The sequence below is a fragment of the Intestinicryptomonas porci genome (assembly GCF_033971905.1).
Taxonomy (GTDB): Bacteria; Verrucomicrobiota; Verrucomicrobiia; order Opitutales; family Intestinicryptomonadaceae; genus Intestinicryptomonas; species Intestinicryptomonas porci.
Map to the genome: position 1 here is coordinate 1 of NZ_JALBUT010000014.1, position 1,244 is coordinate 1,244.

Annotated in this window: 3 protein-coding genes; all 3 read left to right on the forward strand. The window is 44.7% G+C overall.

The features are described 5' to 3' along the window. Nucleotides 1–295: 295 nt before the first annotated feature. The 3 genes from MOX91_RS08705 (at nt 296) to MOX91_RS08715 (ending at nt 1,233) form a co-directional block, all read left to right on the forward strand. Nucleotides 296–532 (forward strand): helix-turn-helix domain-containing protein, encoded by a 237-nt coding sequence (locus MOX91_RS08705; RefSeq protein ID WP_370397689.1) that lies wholly within the window; start codon nt 296–298, stop codon nt 530–532. A gap of 67 nt (nt 533–599) precedes the next feature. Beyond that, nucleotides 600–872, forward strand: coding sequence for a transposase (locus MOX91_RS08710; RefSeq protein WP_370397690.1), 273 nt, complete (start codon nt 600–602; stop codon nt 870–872). A 151-nt stretch (nt 873–1,023) separates the two neighbouring features. Beyond that, nucleotides 1,024–1,233, forward strand: coding sequence for a transposase (locus tag MOX91_RS08715; protein WP_370397691.1), 210 nt, complete (start codon nt 1,024–1,026; stop codon nt 1,231–1,233). Nucleotides 1,234–1,244 lie beyond the last annotated feature (11 nt).

Here is a 1,244-nt window from a genome sequence, read left to right on the forward strand (position 1 = left end):
AAAAAAATGGAGGCAAAGAGGACGGAAGTCCTACAATGCCTCTGATGCTGTTTAGTTTTTATAGAGTAATACGAAGTTGGCGAAAAGGTCGAGACTTTTTTGCGAGGTTGGAATACAAACAAGACGGTTACCGTCTTGTCGCGGTTGCGGGCACAGCGGGGTTGTATTTTACGACCATTATTACAGGAAGGCGAAAGTAGCGTCGATAGACGGGCGGATATACGATGTAGTCATAAAGGCGCGTCGATACCGATGTCCGAAATGCGGAAGTATTTATCGAGAGCCGATACGTGGGTTGAAGAGCAACAAGCGAATATCGGAGAGTGCCAAGGATGAAATCATCGACAAATACCTTGACGGGGCGACGAACAAGAAGATATCGAAAAGGTTGAGGGTGTCACAGAGTACGGTGGAAAGAGTAATCCACGAACGGTTTGAACTAAAGGTTAAGGAGCAACTAAGCTATGAATGTCCATCAATCATCGGTATTGATGAACACAAAAGTTGCGAAGCAAGCTTTTGGGAAGCATAAAACACGAAGTGTTTTACCCGAAGGGAGAGAACAGCGCGGATTTTGCGAAGCAAAACCAAGCGAGCGAGTGCAACACACGATACACAAAGGCTACAAGTTTGCGACAACGATAGCGGATTTAACGCATCACAGGGTATACGATGTAATAGAGGGCAAATCGCGCAACTTGGTTGAAAGCAAGTTGATGAGCTACAAGGGGAGAGATAGAGTAAAAGTAGTGTGCATGGATTTAAGCAGCAGCTACCGAAGCATAGTAAGGCGGTGTTTTCCGAAAGCAAAAATAGTGGCGGACAGGTTCCACGTTATAAGATTGGTGTTGTATCACTTTATGGAGTTTTGACTCGCGTTTGCATGCGCAAACCGTCTCGCCCTTCGGGTCTTTTGCCTGCGGCAAAATCTCATTCGCGCTTCGCTTGAATTGCAAAGCTGCGCAAGAAGAAGTAAAATGGAATAGAAAGTTGACATACCCATTGCGAAAACGTGGAGATAGGTTGAACTCCGAAGAGCTTGAGCGATTGAAAAAGTTTTTTGAGAACAATCCCGCGATAAAGCTGGCTTACGAGTTTAAGGAAAGGTTGTGCGAGTTGCTGAACAGGAAACATCAAACGGCAAAGGAATGTAAGAGAAATATAAAGGAACTGAAAACAATGATGAAACAGATGAAATACGAAGCGACACAAGAGTTTGAGAGGCTCGCATAGACAATAAGCGA